Source organism: Acinetobacter lwoffii (genome assembly GCF_024129855.1).
In the GTDB taxonomy this organism is placed as follows: Bacteria; Pseudomonadota; Gammaproteobacteria; order Pseudomonadales; family Moraxellaceae; genus Acinetobacter; species Acinetobacter lwoffii_L.
This window is the reverse complement of the sequence record NZ_JAMXXC010000004.1, coordinates 65,937-83,506: the sequence shown is the minus strand read 5'-3', so window position 1 is coordinate 83,506 and position 17,570 is coordinate 65,937. Positions and strand designations below refer to the sequence as shown.

The 17,570-nt window shown below is 44.0% G+C and carries 22 protein-coding genes; all 22 read right to left on the bottom strand.

Translation table 11 applies throughout. The features are described 5' to 3' along the window. Nucleotides 1-403 precede the first annotated feature (403 nt). Nucleotides 404-1,084 (bottom strand): orotidine-5'-phosphate decarboxylase, encoded by a 681-nt coding sequence (gene pyrF / locus NI465_RS05355; protein WP_004645455.1) that lies wholly within the window; start codon nt 1,082-1,084, stop codon nt 404-406. Between the two features lie 36 nt (nt 1,085-1,120). After that, nucleotides 1,121-1,480, bottom strand: a complete 360-nt coding sequence (locus tag NI465_RS05350; RefSeq protein ID WP_004278852.1) for a lipopolysaccharide assembly protein LapA domain-containing protein — start codon at nt 1,478-1,480, stop codon at nt 1,121-1,123. 24 nt (nt 1,481-1,504) lie between these two features. Continuing rightward, nucleotides 1,505-1,810, bottom strand: a complete 306-nt coding sequence (locus NI465_RS05345) for an integration host factor subunit beta (RefSeq protein WP_004278853.1) — start codon at nt 1,808-1,810, stop codon at nt 1,505-1,507. Nucleotides 1,811-1,973: 163 nt separating this feature from the next. Next, nucleotides 1,974-3,650 (bottom strand): 30S ribosomal protein S1, encoded by a 1,677-nt coding sequence (rpsA, locus tag NI465_RS05340; RefSeq protein ID WP_004278854.1) that lies wholly within the window; start codon nt 3,648-3,650, stop codon nt 1,974-1,976. A 110-nt stretch (nt 3,651-3,760) separates the two neighbouring features. Then, on the bottom strand, nt 3,761-4,444 hold the full coding sequence (gene cmk, locus NI465_RS05335) for a (d)CMP kinase (RefSeq protein WP_253144533.1): 684 nt from the start codon (nt 4,442-4,444) through the stop codon (nt 3,761-3,763). 17 nt (nt 4,445-4,461) lie between these two features. After that, on the bottom strand, nt 4,462-4,893 hold the full coding sequence (locus tag NI465_RS05330; protein WP_004645458.1) for an SRPBCC family protein: 432 nt from the start codon (nt 4,891-4,893) through the stop codon (nt 4,462-4,464). 60 nt (nt 4,894-4,953) lie between these two features. Then, nucleotides 4,954-5,469, bottom strand: coding sequence for a tRNA adenosine(34) deaminase TadA (gene tadA, locus NI465_RS05325; RefSeq protein ID WP_005106574.1), 516 nt, complete (start codon nt 5,467-5,469; stop codon nt 4,954-4,956). Nucleotides 5,470-5,475: 6 nt separating this feature from the next. After that, nucleotides 5,476-6,597, bottom strand: coding sequence for an enoyl-CoA hydratase/isomerase family protein (locus tag NI465_RS05320; protein ID WP_253144531.1), 1,122 nt, complete (start codon nt 6,595-6,597; stop codon nt 5,476-5,478). Further along, on the bottom strand, nt 6,594-7,307 hold the full coding sequence (gene ung / locus NI465_RS05315) for a uracil-DNA glycosylase (protein WP_005247316.1): 714 nt from the start codon (nt 7,305-7,307) through the stop codon (nt 6,594-6,596). Before ung ends, NI465_RS05320 begins: the two co-directional genes overlap by 4 nt. A gap of 46 nt (nt 7,308-7,353) precedes the next feature. Beyond that, nucleotides 7,354-7,950 (bottom strand): 6-pyruvoyl trahydropterin synthase family protein, encoded by a 597-nt coding sequence (locus NI465_RS05310; RefSeq protein ID WP_004278864.1) that lies wholly within the window; start codon nt 7,948-7,950, stop codon nt 7,354-7,356. Between the two features lie 152 nt (nt 7,951-8,102). Beyond that, nucleotides 8,103-9,074: a type II secretion system minor pseudopilin GspK gene (gene gspK, locus NI465_RS05305; protein WP_247143524.1), complete on the bottom strand. Its 972-nt coding sequence runs from the start codon at nt 9,072-9,074 to the stop codon at nt 8,103-8,105. A gap of 6 nt (nt 9,075-9,080) precedes the next feature. Next, complete coding sequence (gene gspJ / locus NI465_RS05300) at nt 9,081-9,722, bottom strand: type II secretion system minor pseudopilin GspJ (protein ID WP_114541081.1); 642 nt, start codon at nt 9,720-9,722, stop codon at nt 9,081-9,083. Next, nucleotides 9,719-10,270, bottom strand: coding sequence for a type II secretion system minor pseudopilin GspI (gene gspI / locus NI465_RS05295; RefSeq protein ID WP_404976566.1), 552 nt, complete (start codon nt 10,268-10,270; stop codon nt 9,719-9,721). The genes gspJ and gspI overlap by 4 nt, the downstream gene beginning before the upstream one ends. Next, a complete protein-coding gene (locus tag NI465_RS05290) occupies nt 10,260-10,811 on the bottom strand; it encodes a type II secretion system protein (RefSeq protein WP_005106567.1) in 552 nt (183 codons plus the stop codon). Before NI465_RS05290 ends, gspI begins: the two co-directional genes overlap by 11 nt. A gap of 9 nt (nt 10,812-10,820) precedes the next feature. Then, entirely contained in the window at nt 10,821-11,435 is a 615-nt protein-coding gene (locus NI465_RS05285; protein WP_005252237.1) for a TetR/AcrR family transcriptional regulator, read from the bottom strand. A gap of 41 nt (nt 11,436-11,476) precedes the next feature. Continuing rightward, the gene (locus NI465_RS05280; protein WP_005252239.1) at nt 11,477-12,250 is read right to left on the bottom strand and encodes a TatD family hydrolase; all 774 of its coding nucleotides are present in this window, start codon (nt 12,248-12,250) and stop codon (nt 11,477-11,479) included. A 27-nt stretch (nt 12,251-12,277) separates the two neighbouring features. Next, nucleotides 12,278-12,619 (bottom strand): PilZ domain-containing protein, encoded by a 342-nt coding sequence (locus tag NI465_RS05275; RefSeq protein ID WP_004278877.1) that lies wholly within the window; start codon nt 12,617-12,619, stop codon nt 12,278-12,280. 15 nt (nt 12,620-12,634) lie between these two features. Beyond that, entirely contained in the window at nt 12,635-13,615 is a 981-nt protein-coding gene (locus tag NI465_RS05270) for a DNA polymerase III delta subunit-related protein (protein ID WP_085064301.1), read from the bottom strand. A 14-nt stretch (nt 13,616-13,629) separates the two neighbouring features. Then, on the bottom strand, nt 13,630-14,391 hold the full coding sequence (gene kdsB / locus NI465_RS05265; RefSeq protein WP_253144529.1) for a 3-deoxy-manno-octulosonate cytidylyltransferase: 762 nt from the start codon (nt 14,389-14,391) through the stop codon (nt 13,630-13,632). Between the two features lie 12 nt (nt 14,392-14,403). Then, complete coding sequence (gene lpxK, locus NI465_RS05260) at nt 14,404-15,408, bottom strand: tetraacyldisaccharide 4'-kinase (protein WP_004645471.1); 1,005 nt, start codon at nt 15,406-15,408, stop codon at nt 14,404-14,406. A gap of 3 nt (nt 15,409-15,411) precedes the next feature. Beyond that, on the bottom strand, nt 15,412-17,139 hold the full coding sequence (gene msbA / locus NI465_RS05255) for a lipid A export permease/ATP-binding protein MsbA (protein WP_216986163.1): 1,728 nt from the start codon (nt 17,137-17,139) through the stop codon (nt 15,412-15,414). Beyond that, nucleotides 17,139-17,561: an ExbD/TolR family protein gene (locus tag NI465_RS05250; protein ID WP_004278885.1), complete on the bottom strand. Its 423-nt coding sequence runs from the start codon at nt 17,559-17,561 to the stop codon at nt 17,139-17,141. The genes msbA and NI465_RS05250 overlap by 1 nt, the downstream gene beginning before the upstream one ends. Between the last annotated feature and the right edge of the window lie 9 nt (nt 17,562-17,570).

The following is a 17,570-nucleotide window of genomic DNA, read 5'->3' as shown; positions in this document are numbered from 1 at the left end:
CCTCTTTTATAAAGAGGAACTCTCCTCCCTGATTCAGTTTAAAAGCAGAATTTTAAAACGAAGCACAAGCAAGTAGGCCGAGAGGGCTGACTAAAAACTTAAATCAATATCACTTAAGGCATCGCCTACTGTTTCAATAACATCCGAAGCAAGACTGATGGCATCAGATGCCAAACTGACCACATCGATCCCCGCTGTCCGATCTGCTGAGCTTGCCTGCTGTTGTTGCTATTCTTGTTGCTTAAGCTGTTCTGCCTGTTGAATATTTTGAATCACGTCATTCTGTACTTTTTCTAATTGTGGTTCAGATGAAGTCATCATTTTTCCTTTTTATTTTATAACCATTTTTTCAATATATAAAAAAAGCCTTTCGACTGAAAGGCTTTTTGTCATTCAAACCGTATTAAAGCGTTGCCAAAATATCTTTCAAAGTCTGACGCATATTTTTAGACTGGGTAATCGGGCGACCAATTACCAGATGTGTTGAGCCATCTAGCATTGCCTGTTTCGGTGTCACAATACGTTTCTGGTCATCTGCATTCGACCCTTCTGGACGAATGCCGGGTGTCACTAATGCAAAGTCTTTTCCAATCGTTTCACGTAACATTTTCGCTTCTTGAGCTGAGCAAACCACCCCATCTAGACCACTGTCTTTTGTCAGTTGTGCCAGACGTTTTACATGCTCATTTGGCTCAATATCCAGACCAATATCTTTCAAGTCTTCACGGCCCATTGACGTCAATACAGTCACTGCAATCAACTGAGTTTTATAATTACCCGCTTGCAAACGCTCTACACAGGTTTCCATCATCTTGCGGCCACCTGAGGCATGCACATTGACCATCCACACACCCAAATCTGCTGCCGCGCATACTGCCTGTGCTGTTGTATTTGGAATATCATGAAATTTCAGATCCAGAAATACATCAAAGCCTTTATCTTGAAGTGCTTTGACAATAATTGGACCTTCATGGGTAAATAACTCTTTACCAACTTTAAGTCGACACAAGGCAGGATCTAACTGTTCTGCAATGGCTAAGGCATCAAATTGGCTTTTGGCATCTAGTGCGACGATGATACTCAAGAGATTACCCCTTCATATAGGCAAAAAATAAGCCCATTATAATGGGCTTTGATTTTCATTGGTAATATCTAATACAGTTTTTTCATGCCGGGTATGGGCTGCTGCTTCAGCGGCCATTAACTTGGCTGTATTCAACTGTTCCTTACGTAGATGTTCAATGTCTTTACGCAGTCGTTTAATTTCCCAATTCGTCTGAAAAACCCGGAAGATCTGAACGCCCAATAACAGGCCCAAAACGACACCTAAAGATAACGTGAGGAGAAGTAATAATCCCAGGCGCATTGCGGGAACTTGAGTAAATAACAAGTCCACTGACAATTCAGTACCGTTTTGCAAAACTAAAGCTAATGAATAACCAAACAGTACCAATAAAAGAATGACCAGAACATAACGCATGAACACCCCGCAAAATATTTACAATTATTTTTGTGCAGACTCGTTCACAGCGTCACGAAGTGCCTTGCCTGGTTTAAAGTGCGGAACTGCTTTTGCAGCCACTTCTACTGATTTACCAGTTTTAGGGTTACGACCTACGCGCGGTTCACGGTGATGCAATGCAAAACTACCAAATCCACGAATCTCGATACGATTGTCAGTTGATAATGCTTCTATCATTTGATCAATCATAATTTTAACTGCTTCTTCCACTAAAGGCTCAGCCAAATGCGGATTTTTTAACGCAATACGCTCTATTAAGTCAGACTTATTAAGTGCTTCAGTAGTCATCTGCGACCTCTTTAATTATCAAGCTACTTGGGATCTATTTCCCGATAATAACCTGTTTAAATACAAAACGGTAGCGCAATAATTAAATACTACGCTACCGTTTACAGTATTTGTATAAAAAGTATTAGTTAACTTACATTAACAATACAATTCAAACGCTTACTTAGTTGCCCATTTGAGCTTTGATCAGGTCACCAATCGTCTTAGGACCATTGTCTTGACCAGCAGGAGCTGTTTTCAAGTTAGCAACTGCTTCTTTCTCTTCAGCTTCGTCTTTCGCTTTGATAGACAAGTTGATTGCGCGAGATTTACGATCTACGTTGATGATCTTCGCTTCAACTTCTTGACCAACTTCAAGGAACTTAGTTGCATCTTCAACGCGGTCGCGGTTGATTTCAGATGCTTTCAGAGTCGCTTCAACTTCGTCAGCTAACTTAACAGTAGCGCCTTTAGCGTCAACTGCAGTTACAGTACCTTTAACCAACGCACCGCGTTCGTTAGCAGCAAGGAAGTCATTGAACGGATCGTTGTTCATTTGCTTGATGCCAAGGCTGATACGGTTGCCTTCAGCGTCTACAGAAAGGATAACTGCTTCAACAGTGTCGCCTTTCTTGTAACGACGAATCGCTTCTTCGCCTTGTTCGTTCCAAGAAATATCAGACAAGTGAACTAGACCGTCGATACCGCCTGGCAAACCGATGAAGATACCGAAGTCAGTGATAGATTTGATCGTACCAGAAACTTTTTCGCCTTTGTCGTGATCTTTAGCAAACTCTTCCCATGGGTTAGCACGAGTTTGTTTGATACCAAGAGAAATACGACGACGTTCTTCATCAACTTCAAGAACCATAACATCAACTTCGTCACCAATCTGAACAACTTTAGATGGGTGGATGTTTTTGTTCGTGTGATCCATTTCTGAAACGTGTACTAAACCTTCAACGCCTTCAGCGATTTCAGCGAAACAACCGTAGTCAGTCAGGTTAGTTACGCGCGCTTTAACGATTGAACCTTTAGGGTAACGGTTCATGATCGCTAACCATGGATCTTCGCCAAGCTGTTTAAGACCTAGAGAAACACGGTTACGTTCGCGGTCGAATTTAAGTACTTTAACAGTAACTTCTTGACCCACTTCAACAACTTCTGAAGGGTGCTTGATACGTTTCCAAGCCATGTCAGTGATGTGAAGAAGACCATCAATACCGCCAAGGTCAACGAATGCGCCGTAGTCAGTAAGATTTTTGATCGTACCAGTAACTGTTTGACCTTCTTCAAGCTGAGCAAGAAGAGCTTCACGGTCAGCTGAAGATTCAGCTTCCATAACAGCACGACGTGAAACAACAACGTTGTTACGTTTAGCGTCAAGTTTGATTACTTTGAATTCTAACTCTTTGCCTTCTAGGTGAGTAGTATCACGAATAGGACGAGTATCAACTAAAGAACCTGGAAGGAACGCACGTACTGGACCGATGTCAACAGTGAAACCACCTTTAACTTTACCAGAGATAACACCAGTAACGATTTCGCCGTCTTCAAAGATTTTTTCAAGTTTAGTCCAAGTTTCTGCGCGTTTAGCTTTTTCGCGAGAAAGAACTGTTTGACCCATACCGTTGTCAAGTGCTTCAACAACTACGTCTACAGTGTCGCCAACTTGAACTTCAAGTTCGCGCTGTTCATTTAAGAACTCAGCACGGTCAACAACGCCTTCAGATTTAAGGCCAGTGTCAACAGTTACCCAATCAGAGTCAATGCTTACTACAACGCCCTGGATAACTGCACCCTTTTCAACGTTGAGGTTTAATTCGCTTGCTTCAAAGAGGGCTGCAAAAGATTCGGTCATGATATTTCCGATAAAGTCAGCGGTCTTGGATCAGACAAGGCCGGTTTAATTAAGCATCTACATAGTCCATATAAAACTGATCAAGCTATGCGTTTGCTGATAAAATTGGGTTAATTTGCTAACTGCTGATCCACATAAGTGGTCATCAGCTGGAATACTTCATCGATATTCAAATCTGAACTATCAATAATGTAAGCATCATCCGCAGGCTTGAGTGGAGCGACAGCGCGTTCCATATCTCGTTTATCACGAGCGATGATATTAGCTAAAATGTCGCTTATTTTAACATCCAGCCCCATGCCCTGCAACTGCTTTACACGTCTTTGCGCACGGGATTCAGCCGAGGCCGTCAAATATATTTTTGCCTGGGCGTTCGGGAAGATACTTGTCGCCATATCGCGTCCGTCTGCTACCAGACCCGGTGCCTGCGCAAAGGTATGTTGGCGTGAAACCATCGCTGTTCTAAGCTCAGGAATTGCTGCAACTTTTGAAGCAAACTCTCCTACCCGTTCAGTGCGAATAGTTTGGGACACATCTTCACCATCCAGCCACACCTGCACTCCAGTGTCGGTACTGACAAACTGGATATCTAAATTTGTTGCGATTTGTACGCATTCTGGCAATTTCGTGTCTAGAGAATCTAGCAAATCATGGTGATGCAATGACAAACCCAAAAGGCGGTATAAAGCACCAGAATCCAATAAGTGAAACTGATAATGTGCAGCCAGTTTCGCTGCTAACGTGCCCTTGCCAGACCCACTTGGACCATCAATGGTAATAATTTGAACTGTCATTGCTTTCCCGTTGTTGTTTAAACAGATTTTGCGAGTTTTGTCAGGCCTAGTTTAATCGCTGCCTGTAACTGTGCAAGGATTAATTTACTCACAAAAGGCGCACGTGCCTGCAATTCAATCGTATAAGTTACTAGCGTTTTGTCATCAGCCAGTGCTTCAAATTCAATAATACCCAAATGATGCTTGATTAACGGATTTTTAATAATCTGGTATTCGATGCGATTATTTGGCTCGAACAAGGTAATTTGTTCTTTCAGCGGCTTTATTGGCCCCATACCCATTGCACGTACCGAACCGAGTCCATCAGGATGTTCAGCATCCGCAGAATCCTTGATTCGTTCGACCTGCATCGGTGCGAAGGCAATATTATAGGTGTCATGCTTGGACATCAAATTAAAGACATCATCAAGCGCTGCCGGAAATTCTTTTTTTACTTGAATGCTGTTCATTATTGTTCCTGAAGATTGCAGATATTTGAAAGTAAGCAAATTTTAGCGGATAAAGTAAATTTACTTCTGCGTATTTAATAACTTTTCTTGTAACTTGAATTGTCGTTTCTGCTCGCGACGCAACTTAAAAAATGCACTGAGCTGTTCAGAGCATTGCTGCTGCATGCAGCCTGCCTGGAAAGAAAATACGTGATTATAATAACCGGTTTCAAACAGTTGACGCGCACTCACCAGTGAACCTGCTTTCGCTTCAAATGCGCCAAATACTACCCGTGAAACCCGTGAATGCACCAGCGCACCAACACACATGGTGCACGGCTCTAAAGTCACATAAAGCACTGCATCATCAGGTAAACGATAATTCTGGATGTTTTGACAGGCATCACGTAGTGCAACAATTTCAGCATGCGCAGTCGGATCATTCAACGAGATGGGCGCATTAAATCCCTGACCAATGATCTGATTCTGACTGACGATAATTGCCCCGACGGGGATTTCTCCCTGTGCAGCAGCAAGTGCAGCCTGCTCGTAAGCACGCTGCATCCAGTATTCATCTGTAAATTGTGTTTCGGACATTGAGGCTTAAATCACACCATAATGCTTGAGCAGCTCATTCCAGCTTTCAATAGTCGTAACTGGAGGATTTCCAGACAGGATACCTTTTAAGCTCATATCTACACCTTTTTTCCACTCAGGACTAAGGTCTTTATCGACCAGACGCGCTCGCACTCCCTCGACAAAATCATGATGACGGATTTTCCAGTCAGAAATTTGAACTTCCAGCTCGAAAACTTCATTCCAGGAATGTACCTGCTTACCCCATTGCCATAATAGCCAGGTCAAGGCTGCGGTAGTCGGCGAACCTTTTTTCAGGTTTTCACTGGCCTGACGCAACCAGTCACTACGCGCATCACTCAGGCCAATAATCGACTCATAATCATGCTCAAAGTTGATACCACGGCAAACACTATGAATCACATCCAAGGAGTTTTGCAGCGGTCCTGGGCCGACTGGACGGTGCATACTATTCAGGGTATCATCAATGGCACGAAAGTCACCTGCAGGATAATGCTCCCAGTCGATATTAATGACTTTATCCAAAACTGAATCACGCTGTGTATCACAAATATGCGTTGCCCAGCCAATCCCATAAGCGCCCGCAGCGGTCATGATCGAACCGGTCAAGCCAGTAAATAGACCAATCGCACCACGATCTGCTAAGAAGCGGGTTGCACCCACGTCTGGATACAAACCGATATTAATTTCAGGCATGGCCAAACGTGAATAGGGCGTCACTAAACGGAAAGGCGCCGCCATAAACAGCCCCAAGCCGCCGCCCATCACATAACCTTCACCCCAGACTAAAACGGGTTTGGCATAATTATGCAATAACAGATCAAGTGCATATTCTTGCTCAAAGAACTTATTGGCAGCCGCGACTTCATCATTAATCACTAACTGACGCAGTTTACGTACATCCCCACCCGCACAGAACGCTTTCGGTGTGGTTGAATCCAGCCAGATTGCTTTTACGCTGTCATCATGATGAAAGTCCTGAAATACTTCCAGAAGTGCGGAAGCGATCGATTCATCCAGCGCATGCAAAGATTTCGGGCGATTTAAACGAACGATACGCCAACCATTGTGCGCTTCTTCAACAATCAAATCTGGATGATAATGTTTAGTAAGGGGAGAATATTTCATGCGTCCAGCTGCCAATCTATAGGCTCAATGCCATGTTGTTTGAGGTAATTATTCGATTTTGAAAATACTTTACAACCAAAAAAACCACCACGGTTTGCTGCCAAAGGCGATGGATGTGCTGCCTTTAACACGAGATGCTTGTCTTGATTAATGCGCTGTCCTTTACGCTGTGCGTATGCGCCCCAAAGAATAAAGACAATATGTTCACGCTGTTCATTTAATACATCAATGACGTGATCGGTAAATTCTTCCCAACCGCGCTTTTGATGCGAAGTCGGCTGACCTGCTTCGACGGTCAGTACTGCATTTAACAGAAGCACACCCTGCTCTGCCCAATGCGTCAAGTCACCATGCTTCGGTCTTTCAACCCCAACATCTGCATGTAACTCATGAAAAATATTACGCAAAGATGGTGGTAATGCAACCCCCTTTTGCACGGAAAAGCTTAATCCATGCGCCTGATTTGGGCCATGATAAGGGTCTTGCCCTAAAATCACCACTTTTACCCGATCTAGCGGCGTGGTATTCAAAGCATTAAAAATCAGATGATTGGGAGGATAAATGATTTTATCTGCTTTTTTTTCTTCAACGAGAAATGCTTTTAATTCATCCATTTTTGGACTGAGCAAAAATTCACTCAATCCATATTTCCAGCTTTCATCCAACTGAACTTTATTCAGCTTGGCCAGTTGCTGTTCATTTAAAGACATTCTTCAATCCTAAATCTATGTCAATGGATTTAAAGTCACGCAGACTTTAAATCTGTACCTGTAAATCTACTGTAGGGTTATGAAATGGTGTGCCCTGTTTGAGCTTGGCAAACATGTCCGGATCTGTCCATTCAGCCTGCACTTGTTCAGAGAACTCAAGTTGCTCCAGACTAAGGATGCCCATTTGTTCATTTTGAATATCTTCTAAAAAGCTTTGTGCATAGCCGGTGTCGGTTTCATGCACAATCACAGAATAGACTTCGACATCGCCTTCACCATTTTGAGTCACGGTCGATGCCAGCACCTGCTGTGCCAGAAAGAAGAAAATACGTGAAAACTGTTCTGCTGATGGCGATACCGGCAAAGACACCCAGCGCGCACTGAAATTCTTGCAGGCCTGAATATATTCCGGATCGTCATTTTGCCAAAAGCAGATGGCATGATCGAAAGAATCAAAGAAATCCTTAATCACACCTTTAAGCAGACCAAAGTCATAGACCATTTGACCATGATCTAGCTTCGAGGCTTTTAGCAATAACTCGACTTTATAACTATGGCCATGGATCGAACGCTTACAGCGATCTGACGTGCAGTTACGCACAATATGAGCATTCTCAAACTTAAATAACTTACGAATTAACATATGCCGTAATGTCGTCAAAAAATAGGTGAATTAATTTTGATTATAAAGCAAAAGTAAAGCTTTGAGGATTAATTTTGCTGTTTAGCATGATAGGGAAAAGGCATCAGCCCGGCATTTGCGCTTATCCAGCCTGTACAATTCATGAGCTAAAATTAAAATGGCGCCATGCTACGATAGGCTACATAAACCTGTTTGTCCTGACGAACCAGATCACTGCTGAATTGGCGCTTACGCTCACTTAAAACCACTTCGATTCGGGCTTTAAAATAATTGGATTGAACCCCAAGCAGGCTGTTAAATAGATTACGCTTATCCGCATCAACCTGAGCGAAAGGCTCGAGTGACCACAAATCAGATACATTGGAAAAATACTCCAAATTGGCCTGACGCTGATCCAGCAATTGCTGCACCGCATTCACATCCAGCTTTTCATCTATACTCGCCAAAAGAAAAGCTGAAGCCGTATTAATATTGACCGGACTCTCCTGCACCGGTGCAGTACTCAGATAAGGTGCTATCAACTTATATTTATTCTCTTCAAAACCGCGTACCAGCTTTAATTCTTCCACGCTATGAAATTTTGCATTTGGTGGCAAAGCGGCATTCGGCAAACCTTGATAATAATTAGATTCAGCACCCATGCCTCCACTAACCAGCTCGTCTGCATCCTGCCAATCAATGACTGCTTCACTGAGCTGTACCGGCAAACCGGCACGTTTTAAAATCAGCTCGAACCATGCTTTGGCATTTTCATTGACAGCACCTTCGGCAGTGATCAGGCTATTTAAATTAAACTTGCCTGATTCATCCTGTATTATTCCGGAGACATAACCGTCATCTACCGGAAAAGCTGGCATGGGCTGCGCCCAGGTTTCCTGCAGATGGTCGACCTCTGCGGCATTTTCAGCATCATCGACCAGCAATTCAGAAAAAAAGGCCTCAGCACTTTTGGCATACATTAAGGACTGGTTTTGTCGCATCAAATAGGCAGTGCTTTCAGCAGTTGCAGCTTGACGTTGCGCAATCGTAGCCGCCAGAATAGTCGCTAGCGCTACCATCACCAGAATGGTAATCAGTGCAATGCCCTGCTGCTGCTTGATCATGATCGCTTTATTCATTTTCATTTCTTATTATTCTGAGCTGGGTTGACCGGTGTTCTGAGTATCAAGCAAAAAGTCCGTATTCAATAAACTGAACATCCATTCATAACTTACACCATTCACGGTTAAATTGATTTTAATCCCTTTAGGCAAACGCTGTTTATGCTCTAACTGATTCAGATCAGCAGAAGCATCCGGCCATTGCGTGAGTTCATTCGGATTAAGTACGATGATCTGAAATTGTTCCACTTCCGACAATAAAACACTGGATTCGGGCTGATCTTGACCTGCCTGATTTAGATTCCGGTATTTCAAGCGATAAAGTTTCTGCTCATCGGCTCGATACTGATATTCAATGCGCTCATCTGGGGAAATCCCTTCTTCTAAAGGGTCAGTCACTCCAGTTTTACTGAAATTAAAGCGTCCGTTCTGTAGCACTAGAGCCGGCTGAATATCGCCATTGATATTGGCCGTTAAGGGTACTGCCTGTACGGTATCTCGCAGAATCTGCTGATAGGTTTGCTGTAACTGACCTAAACGCTGTTCATGAATCACATTCTGATCTTTGGTTTTGACAATATAATCAAAAACTTTCCAGCCCAAAGCAGACAGCACCGCAAAGATCGCAATTGCGACCATTAATTCAACTAGGGTAAATCCTTTAGGCTTCATGGGGTATTGTTCATGCGATGATTAAAGAACATCAGACTGCTGATGCCAGATTCAACCTGACCACTGTCCTGATTAACCAGACTAATCTGTAATTCGATTCGCTGGACATTCGGACTGACCGTCGGCTCACTACGCTTGTCAATCTGCCAGGTTTCACCTTGCTGGGTCAGCTGTTTGGAAGCCGTGCCTTCCATCCATTCCTGATTGATTTCCATTTGTGCCACTTCATTTAAGGCAACAAACTGTGCTTTGGTACGTAGAATGGCATTTGAGGTGGATTGGGTATATTGCATCGCGACTTTGGTCAGGGTTATGGCTGCGGTCGCAAAAATTGCCAAGGCGACCATAACTTCCAATAAGGTAAAACCTGAGGCACGATTAAGTCGAGTAACACTCGACCTGAGCGACATTGTCGCGCAAGAAAGTCCGATAGCAGCGCAAGACGAAGTCCTATGCTTGCAGCACACATGATCAAATCCATGAACACTCGCCTTAAACAACTTGATTACACCAGACCCAGCGCTCTGCTTGAAATATCTAGATTTCATTGATTTTACCCAGATGATCAATCTCAATCGCAGCACCCACTTCACGGTCTTCTAAAAAGAACTGAATCCGCACCGGTTTGACTTCACCATTGCCGAGCCAGATTAATTGAGGTGAATTTGCCTGAGTCAGGTCACGATTTTGTGCCCTGGCATAACGCTGCTGTTCCAGTGCCTGAATTTGAAAGGAAATATGATCAGGCAAACTACGCAATTTAAAATCTGCATAATTTTGCCATTTCTCATTTTGCAGGTTCGGTTCAGTCTGCGCTGCCGAACGATATTCTATAATTCCATAGCGAAATGGCGTGACATCTGTCGCTGATTGAACGTCAAGCGCGAGTATTCTGGATTGGTCATTAGCCTCGCGTAGCACCCGTTGCAAGTCCACCAATAAAATTTCCCGTGCCTGCATCGCTTTGCGCTGATCGACACCACTGGTATTCAGCAGCACTAGTGAAGCCATAATTCCCATAATCACAATCACCACCATCAATTCGATTAAGGTAAAGCCACGAACTGCACTGTGAGGTGATCTGATCATAGGACAACCTTAGGCAAACTGCTCGGCTGAATGTACCTGCTTAGGCAAAGCCAGTGCCTGATCGATATAGGCTACACGCAATGTATCGCGCGAACCCAAATAACGCTGATAGAAACTGGAATTAAGAATTGCAGCTGCACCATGGGTCAACGACCAGATCGAAGCCAGATAATCGCGTACTGACATGCGGCTATTAATAGAAGCCAGATAAGTTTCTGTCATACGGATAATCAGGCGTAAACGCTGTTTGCGCACCTGATAAAGTTCGCTAAAAAGGTGCTGGATTCCAACCCCAGTCGTCGACAGGCGTTCTTCAATCTGATGAAACAGCACGGTTCGTTCCGGATGATGTAAATGATGCAGCATAAAGAAGGCCAGATGTTCAGGAAAGGCTTTATCGCTATCCTGAATCATTTCCAGCAACATGCGCTCATTACGGATAATCAGCAGCATGTACAGCTCATCTTTACTCTGAAAATGTTTATAAAGTGTCCCTTTGGCCAGATCAAGCTCGGCAGCCAGCGCATCTAGCGTCATTCCTGCTTCACCATTTTCCAACAGGAGCTGTTCTGCAACTTGAAAAATCAAGGTTTCTCTTGCTCGAAACTGAGCCTGACGATCCATCTTCACCCTATAAACTCTCTTTGTACTTTATATAACTTTATTTACTTTAAATTCAGAAGATTTTCAAAGTTCTGCTTTGTGATAAAAGCCATTTCTTCTAGCGACTTATCATATACATCGCAAAGCGCTTTGGCTACATAAGGAACGTATTTAGGCTCATTAGATTTGCCACGATACGGCATTGGCGCAAGATAAGGACTATCGGTTTCAATCAGCACACGATCCAGCGGAACCTGTTTGGCGACATCACGCAGATCCTGCGCATTTTTAAATGAAACAATTCCGGAAAATGAAACATAATAGCCGCAATCCAGTACTGCTTTAGCGGTTTCCCAGTCCTCGGTAAAACAGTGCAGGATGCCATGCGTAGATTTTTCCGCGCGAATAATATCGACGGTATCATGCTTGGCGGAACGGGTATGAACGACTACAGGTTTTTTGGTGATTTGTGACGCATGGATATGCCGGGCGAAACAGGCTTTTTGCTCTGCAATAAAATCGGTACTGTGATAATAGTCCAGACCTGTTTCACCGAGTGCCCAGACTTTCTCCGGTTGCGCCAGTTCGACCAGATATTCAGTCGTGGCACGCGCCATGGTTGCAGCATCTTCGCAAGGATGTACGCCAACGGTATATCCGACATCTGCATGACACGCGGCAATTTTGGCCAGCTCGATATGATCATCCAGATCGACCGAGATACTCATGAATTTGGAAACACCGGCTTCACGAGCCTGAGCCAATGCCTGATCCAGATCACCATGATATGGTGTCAAATCAAGCAGGGTTAAATGACAATGAGTATCTACAAACACGATGCGTTCCTACCAAGGGTAAATTAACTACATAGTGTAACTTTTACGTCCTTCAGATTTAAGACCTGCAACCAGACGATCTGCTTCATTTTTAAAATAAACGCCTTTTTCACCGCTTAACTGGATGCCAAAGCCTTGTGGCTTGATGCCATTCTGCTTTTGCGAGACCCAGATGACTTTACCGGTTAAAGGAATTTTCTGGGTCTGGTCAGGCAAAGTCGTCAATACAAAAACCTCTTCGCCCAGTTTGACCGGCTGCTTGGAAGGAATAAAAAGCCCACCACCCACAACATAAGGCATATAGCTGGCAAACAGTGTTTCAATGTCAGGAATATTGGCCTGAATAATACCGCCCATACGTGGTTGCATGTGATTTCCCCTTAATTAAAGATTCATCAGCTTGATAAACAATTCATCAATAACCAGATTGCTTTGGACATTCTGTTCAAGGAATTGTTTAGCGCGCTGAAAATCTTCATAAATTTTAAAAAGTGCTTCTAATGAATATTGTTCGGCAAGTACATTGAATTCAAGGTCAATGTTTTTCACCGTCTGATTTAGCTTGACACAAATTAAATCGGACAACAAGTATTCAAACATTTGAGCAAAGTCACCAAAATTCAGGTTTTTATTCCATTTGGTCGCAATTGCCATCGGCATATTTTTTTGCATGACCAGTTTTTGCCAGTCTTGCAGGAATTCCTGACGTAGTGGCAGCCAGGCACTTTGTGCAATCTCTAGTGCCTGTAACGGCATCTGATTGGACAGGTTCATCAATAACTGTTGTTGGCTAGCACCTGCATCTGGGAGCTGATTCTGGACATAATCGCTAAATTGTTCTGCGGAAATCCGGTCCAAAGCAAAATGCTGCAAACGACTGCGTATAGTCGCGGGCAATTTTAAATAATGATTCGCCAGTAAAATAATGACCGTATTATCACCGGGTTCTTCCAGTGTTTTGAGTAAGGCATTGGCAGAGGCAATATTCAAGGCTTCTGCCGGCTCAATCACAATCACGCGCCAGCCATCTACAGTCTGTTGCACAAAAGGCAGCAGATCGCGAATCTTCTCGATCTTGATTTTGGCATTCTGTTTTTTATTGTCGTCATCGGTACTGATATGCACATAGTTGGGATGGGTGTCTGCCTTTAACCATTGACAGCTACTGCATTCACCACATGGCCCGGCAGGCTGACGATTCAGGCATAACACCCAAGCCAGAAACTGTTGGGTAAACGCTTCTTTACCACAGCCTTTTTTTCCATAAAACAATAAACCATGTCCAAGCTTAGGAAAGCGCCCGGTCAGGGTTTCCCAAACCTGTTGCTGCCATGGATAGATATGTGCATTGACATCAAAAGGCATGTATTTGACTCTTCTTAGGCAAAATGGGAAAGATCCATCTGATTCAGGCGATCCAGATCTTCCTGAGTATCTACCCCTGGCGGCAAATTGGCTTCAGCCACCGCAATGGCAATACGGTGTCCATTTTCCAGTACCCGTAACTGTTCTAGAGATTCCAGTTTCTCCAGCACACCCATTTCCCAGGTCACATATTCTTGCAACAGTTTTACCCGATAGGCATATAGACCTAAATGACGATAGGCCTGATCATGCAGCTTCGGTTCAGCGAGTTTCGCGCCATCACGGTCATAAGGAATGGTAGCACGGCTAAAATACAGTGCCTGCTGCTGTTTTGACATTACGACTTTTACAATGCTGTCGCGTTTGAATTCATCCAGTTGATGGATCGGCTCACATACCGTCGACATGGAAGATTCAGGCTGATCTTCCAAGAGTTGAGCAACCTGTTTTACCAGTTGCGCCGGCAGTAAAGGTTCATCCCCCTGTACATTGACAATGATGTCATCACTGGCCCAGCCTTTAGTTCGAGCCACTTCACTCAAGCGGTCTGTGCCTGAAGGATGATCCGCTGAGGTAATCACCACATCAATGCCTTCAGCACGGCAAACGGCTGCAATACGCTCATCATCAGTTGCCACACACAGATCGTCAAAACCTTGCACTTTTTTGGCTTGGTCCACTACCCGCAGAATCATGGGACGACCATGAATGTCCAGCAAAGGTTTACCCGGTAAACGTGAACTGGCGAAACGTGCAGGAATAACAATGTGTTTCATAATGAATGAGCCTTAAGAAATTTGAATACCGTATTGTTGTAACTGTTGCTGCAAGACTGTATAGCAGGCTGGCGATAGGACTGCATCGACTGGCACCACCCAGATATCCTGTTTAAAATCTGGATATTGTTTAAGTAGCGCCATAATTTTTATTGCGTCTTTTTCAGTGGTAATAATCGGATTGTTATCATCGAACTGTAAATCTTCAATGTCATAGTCATGATGGTCTGGAAACTCATGACACTGAAATTGTTCTATGCCTAAATTTTGCAAGGTCTGATAAAACCGCTGTGGAAAGCCAATGCCGACTACCGCATAAAAAGCCGCTTGAGGATCAAAGATTTTATTGTTGTCCTGATTAAGCAAATAAGGCTGTGATGCAGCCAGATGCATATGCAGTTCAGAGCTTGGGTTAGCCGAATGCTCAATTACGGTTCCCGTTTTCAAACGGGTCACTGGTTCACGTAGATAACCTTCTGGAAGCAGTTTCTGATTACCCAGACCGCGATTATTATCCAGCACAATCCACTCAATCTGGCGGTTCAAGGCCCAATGCTGCAGGCCATCATCACAGATAATCAGATCCAGTTCATGTTTGTGCAGCAATAACTCGATACTTTTCTGCCGGTTGGGACCAACTGCCATCGGCACGCCTGTTGCCTGTACAATCAAGGCAGGCTCATCTCCGACAATCTCCGGCAAGGTATTAAAGTCGACATAGGCAGGAAATGGACCTTGGCCGCCATAGCCTCGACTGATCACGCCTACCCGAACATTTTTCTCGGTTAAATAATCCACCAGATGAATCAACAAAGGTGTTTTACCGCTACCACCGACTGTGATGTTACCAATTACCATAACGGGAATTGGTGCACTATAACTTTTTTTAATGCCTTTTTGATAAAGCCAGTGATTGCTGACAAAACCCAGGCGATACAACCATGACAAAGGACGCAGCACCACCAGCCACTTTGCCTGTGCATTCCAAGCATCCTGAATGATTTGTGCCAGTGCCATAAGTTACTGTTCCTCAAAGTTACGCTGATGCAACTGATAATAAGCACCATGTAGCGCAATCAGTTCGGCATGACTGCCCTGCTCAACAATACGGCCCTGATCCATAACCACAATACGATCCGCGTTTTCAATCGTCGATAGACGATGTGCAATTACGATGGTCGTACGGTCCTGCATGGCTTTATCAAAGGCACGCTGAATAAAGTATTCCGACTCGTTATCCAGCGCACTGGTCGCTTCATCCAGAATCAGGATAGAGGCATTTTTCAAAATTGCGCGTGCGATCGCGATGCGCTGACGCTGGCCACCAGACAGGTTTAAACCCTGGGCACCCAGCTGAGTATCATAACCTTGCGGCAATGCCATAATAAAATCATGCGCATAGGCTGCCTTTGCTGCCGCGATAATATCTTCATCGGAGGCACCTTCAAGCTGACCATAAGCAATATTTTCCCGCACAGTTCGGTTAAACAGTACTACTTGCTGGTTCACCATGGCAATTTGGGTTCGCAAGGCGGTAATTTCAAAATCTTCAATCGGTTTCTGATCCAGCAAGATCTGCCCAGAAGTTGCATCCTGATAACGCACCAGCAGATTCACCAGAGAACTTTTTCCTGCACCAGAACGTCCTACCAGCGCTACTGTTTCACCGGCCTTGACCTGCAAATTAAAGTCATGAATAGCATGATGGCCATCATCATAAATCAAGTTAACATCTTTAAACTCGATATCGCCTTTTAGGCTATCAGTCAACGTCCCGGTATTTTTTTCCTCAGGCATATCCAGCAATTCAAATACTGAATGTGCTGCGGCCATACCCCGTTGAATCTTTTCATTGATATCCGTCAAGGCTTTGATTGGTCTTGCCAGCATACCCGCCGCAGTAATATAAGCAACAAATTCACCGGCAGAGGTGTCACCCAAGATTTGTGGGCGCAAGGCAATAAACATCACGATACTCAGTGAAATGGACATGATCAACTGAACGACAGGACTATTCAACTGTTGCACAGCGACCATTTTCAAGCCACGACGCAAGTTTTCAAGCGAGTTCTGTTTAAAGCGTTCCTGCTCAGAACTTTGCCCGCCAAAACCCTTGACGATCAGGTTGGCATTCACCGTTTCCTGCACTACATGGTTCACATCACCCATGGTGTCTTGTACTTGTTGCGATAATTTACGCATCCGTCTTGCAGCTTTACTGATAATAAAACCTATGACGGGTGCAAAAATCAGGATACACATGGTCAGACGCCAGTTGGTATACAACAGGTAGCCTAATAATGCCAGGGTGATCAAACCTTGTTGCAACAAGGTTCTTAGGGCTTCAGTTGAAGCAGCGGTTAGCTGTTCAACGTTATACATGATTTTGGCAGTAATATGCCCGCTGGTATTGTCCAGATAATACTGGGAAGGTAAGCGCAGCAATTTTGCAAAAACTTCCTGACGGATATTGAATACCAGATTCCGGGAAATTACCGCAGTAAAATATCCACCCATGAACAAACCCAAGCCCCGGAAGAACATGAGTATGACCACTAAAAACGGGAAAAGTGATGTGAAACTCTGGTCTTTATTTTGAATCGCCTCAATAATATATTCCAGTAATTTAGCGACAGAAACTTCCGTAGCCGCATTAATAGAAAAACCCAACAGGACAAGCAATGCAATGCCCCAAAACGGTTTTAAATAACTTAAAAGGCGAAGATAGACCTTAAAATCGTGCTTCACTAATAACCTCGGGTGGGTACTTTGGTACTGATATTAATATTTACAAATCCGAGCTGACCGGCCACGTCCATGACACGAATCACGTCCTGATGGCTGGCTTTTGCGTCAGCTGCAATGACAAACATTAAATCACGGCGTTCATTAGAAATCTGTTTAATTGCAGTATTTAAATCCGCGACTTCCTTACTGGCCAAGGATTGACCATTGACTGCGTAATGACCATTGGCATCCACAATCACTTCAACTTTCTGATCATAGCTTTTAGGCGGTACACCTTGCGCATCCGGCAAGGTCAGATTCATTCGGCTCATTTGGCTAAATGTCGTCGACAAAAGTAAAAAGACCAGAATAAACAGCAGACAATCAATCATCGGTGTCAGATTAATATGTACATCTTCCACCTGGTTGCGTTTGAATTTCATCATCCGCCT